This is a genomic window from uncultured Rhodoblastus sp. (genome assembly GCF_903903185.1).
Classification (GTDB): Bacteria; Pseudomonadota; Alphaproteobacteria; order Rhizobiales; family Beijerinckiaceae; genus Rhodoblastus.
In genome coordinates, this window is the sequence record NZ_CAIUXT010000197.1 from 1 (window position 1) to 3872 (window position 3872).

Sequence of the window (3872 nt, forward strand, 5' to 3'; positions counted from 1 at the left end):
CGATCGCCAACGTCGTGCCCATTCTATACCGGCACTGCGCGGATCGGCGCGCTTCCAGTCGGCGCCTTGCAAAATCGCGCTCGCCGCACCGCCGCTAACCGAAATCAAAAATCAGCCCGTGGCTGCGGCGTACCGCTTACGGACGACAAGCTTCACATGCCAGTCTCCGCTCGGGATCGCTTTCCAGATATCGTCTCCAGCCAGAGGCCGCAGCGTGTGCAGTCGCTCAGGCGTCAAAATATGACCCCACCCATCGGCGAGTTCCGCCAGCAGATCGGATGCGTCAAGCTTGGGAATGGCATGGTTTAGCAAGGGTTGTAGACGCTCTGCCACCCTGCTGGAAACGACCGCATGCCGCGCAGCCAACAATGCAATATCGGCGATCTCGCTAAATGCGCGACAGAGGTGCGGGTTGTCGAGTCCATCGCCAGCGACTTCGACCCGGACACCAGATTTCAACGCGGGTAGGTATTTCGCGAAGGGTGGAGGAAGGTAGGACGGCACAACAGCACGGGCCTTCATCCAGACGGAAAGGCCACTATCTGGACCGTGGAGTAGACGAAGGAATTTTCGCCGTAGCTCGTCGGGAGTGTCGATCCCGGACACAAGCACCTCCCAGAGCTTTGCAAGGAAATCGGGAACGTCGCCTTTCGCCGGCAGTCCGACCAGCGCGGTGTCGGGTCCACTCAAGAGAAAGTCGTGGAGCTTGACAAGGCCTCCGCCCAAAGCCTTTCCGAGCATTTCCGCGACACGACGGGTCGCATCGTCGTCCAGCGAAACGTGCGACCTGCCAGGATCGAGCTTGAACGGCCCGTTCACAGCATAGCCGCAACCCCAACCTTCGCTCGTTGGCGTGACATTCCAGAGGAATGGCAGGTCAACGGGAAACGACTCAGGACTCCCGTCCTTCAATCCCACAGCCAATGCCGCTGTGCCGGTCCCCGCGTCGCCGCCCGCGTCTGCAGGGCGGAAGCGCAGTACGCGCCATCGCACTTGCCCAGAAATCTCCGCGGTTGTCGCAGCAAGCGACCAACCTGCTGCGGTATCTAGGGGCTGTGGATCGAACGCGCTGACGCCCGAGAATGGGCCGCCATCTACGACGACCTCTGTGAGCTGGCGAGCGAACACTGGCAGTAGCGTTCGCGCGTAAGCAAAGCGACGAAATATTCTCGCCAGAACCTCCTGCTCGTCTGCGCCCTTCATCAAGGGAAGTCGCACTCGCGTTGCTTGGTGTCCATCGGCCGGTAGCAGGTCGGGATCATCCGGGGTCGGCTGCTCGATCGGCAGCAATCCGCCCGCGATCGAGAAGGCGATGAAGCCACTCGCGACAGATGGAGAAGCCGAGACAAGATGCACCGACTTGAACCCGAGCCCAAACCTCCCTGTGGTCGCGGCGACAGCAGAGTGTCCAGGGATCTCGCCCGGCTTCCCGCTCAGGTTCAACAGCATCATGAAGTACAGATCCTGATCCCACTGACGATCGCGGCCGGCTGGGAAGGCGGCGCCACCTGTATCGTTGATCGGTCGGCCGTAGTGCCGGACGTCGATGATCGTGGCGCCGTTTTGAAGATGGACACGCACCAAAAGTCCACGTGTGCTCGGGGGCAGCGACGTGTTGGCAATTTCCGACGCCTGCGCAAGCGCATCGTCAGCGTTCTGCGCTAGTTCGAGCAAGACACTATCTTCTCGGTAGCCGTAACGCCGCATGAGGTCTTGGATCCGCGACCACAGGAAGTGCTGGTGATCTCGATTGTCGCGGATCAATGATGCCAACTTTTTGAGAGCCGCCCTCTCGATTTCCTTCGCTTCGCTGACTTGCGCCGGAGGCGCCTGCTCGCTGCGGCGTTGAGCACGCTGCGCCTCTCTCAGCGCTTCCCTCAGCGCCTCACATCCGCTCACGTCCAGCTGATGCAAAGTTAACGGCAAGTGCGCGAGGATAGACGCTTGTACGGGGCCGATTTGAGCCTGGGATCCAGTCCCCCATCGCGACCACCAGGTCCTCACTCCATGCAAATCGAGCCGAAGGACCCGAACAGCCCACCACTCGACGGCGCCGCCCAGCTGGGCGACAAGTTCGTGCGCGGTACGTTGTTTTGCGTCTACTGCGCGTAACCCAATCTCCCAAAAATCGCCAAGCTGAGAGGAGCGCCTAACAGGATCGGTCGCGAATATGGTGTCGTCCTCCGAGCTGGCTTCCATCTCGACTCGCGCGCCAAGCAAGTTCACTGCTTCCACTCGCTGGCCGTTCGCCACCCGTCCCGACACGAAGACCTTGATTCCGCTTGGATCGCGCCCTGCAGTTGAGACCAGCTCTCGCCGCATTCCCTCTACGCTGACATCTGCGCCGAGCCAGTTCTCGGCCAGATGGATCAGCGAGCCGTCCTTGCCGTTGCCCAGGAGCCCAATAAACGCTCCTACCGCACCGCTTGGCAGTCTATCCGCCCAAGGTTTGAAGTACGCCTCCAACACATGAGTCGAGTCCCCGTCGATTCTAACCTCTGTGTTCGCCTCCGGCGGAACAGCGGTATCGGCGTCGATTCGTAGAATCGACCGCAGATCTGACAACGCCCGGTGGCGGCGCGCCACGCCAGACGCTGACCTTGCCACCGCGCGCGTTGGCTGCCATTGGCCGTCTTGTGTTGGCAGCTCGATAAACGGCAAGACGGCGTCAAAGAAACCAGCAGTTTCGGCAAACGACTCCAACAGGCTGCGGAAGAAACGGCCAGACGGCGAGTCTTTGGAAGGATGCGTCTCGCCAACGATCATAAGAATGGAAACCTGGCGTGACGCTGGCATTGGGGCACACAGACCGCGCGCAATCTCCAAAACGGCGTCGGGTAACGTTTGGTCAGCGCGTTGCCTGAGTATACGCTCGGCAGTTCGTACGATCGCCCAACCTGGATGCGCCCCCGCGAGCGGAGACTGGAGCGCGTCCTCGATCAACGAGGATTTAACCCGCTGCGCCTCGGGCAGGATAAGATACGCGCCATCATTAACGCTAGCGACTTTGGCGGGATTCAAGGCGCTGGCCAGACGTTGGATCTGGCGCGCTCGAGTTGTCCGTCCGAGGATCTCCTGGACGACCGTTTCCGCAGTGTTCCATTCTGACGACACGACATCATCTGGGAGCTTTTGCTCGCCGATTGCCCCCGCGCTCGCCAGCGGAGCGATGCAAGATTGCAACTCACTCGGAATGAGTAGCATTTGCCGCGGAGCGAACCCGGAGGCGCCGCCACGGTGGGGCAGCCATGAAGACTCACGCAGGATATCGCGCAGCTCAGAATTGCGCGGCAGGTTCACATGACCATCTTCGTTGGCGCAGAGAGCACGTACGATGTCGTAAGCAAACCGATAAGGATCACGGCTCATAAGCATTGCGCGTAATGCGCCGTCCTCGTCCAATGCTGGAACGTCGAGATAAAGGTTGGACACTTCGCCATCAGGGTCGAGCAGCCGTATTTCGGATTCGAGTTCGGATGGGAGGCGCATGTCCCCAAACGCGCGTTGCGCGCTGTCGTCAAAGCTCCCTCGCTCTCCATCCACGCCGCGATGAAGGGGCATGGCGCGCCAACGCGCACGGTCTTCGACTGCGGTTGCGTAAAGGTTTTTGATCATATGGATTATTTTGGATCGATCCAGGCTTGACCAGTCCGGATTTCTGCAAAGGCACTCACCCAAAAGTCCTTGCAATACGCCGGCATCAACAGCCTTGATGTGAAGATCTTCGACAATTGCGTGCTGGAGCGGCTCAACTAGCCCGGATAATTCACGGCGTGTGATTTTTGGGCTGGCGGGCATAGCTTAAGGCCATGATAAGGCGTAGGATTCGGGTGTCTAAGCCAACCCTTCACACGTTTCACGCCAGCCACGCC

Annotated in this window: 1 protein-coding gene; it reads right to left on the reverse strand. The window is 60.1% G+C overall.

All coding sequences use genetic code 11. The annotated features are described in order from the left end of the window. Positions 1-111: 111 nt before the first annotated feature. Positions 112-3798, reverse strand: coding sequence for a hypothetical protein (locus tag QZY01_RS17575; RefSeq protein ID WP_294539771.1), 3687 nt, complete (start codon positions 3796-3798; stop codon positions 112-114). Between the last annotated feature and the right edge of the window lie 74 nt (positions 3799-3872).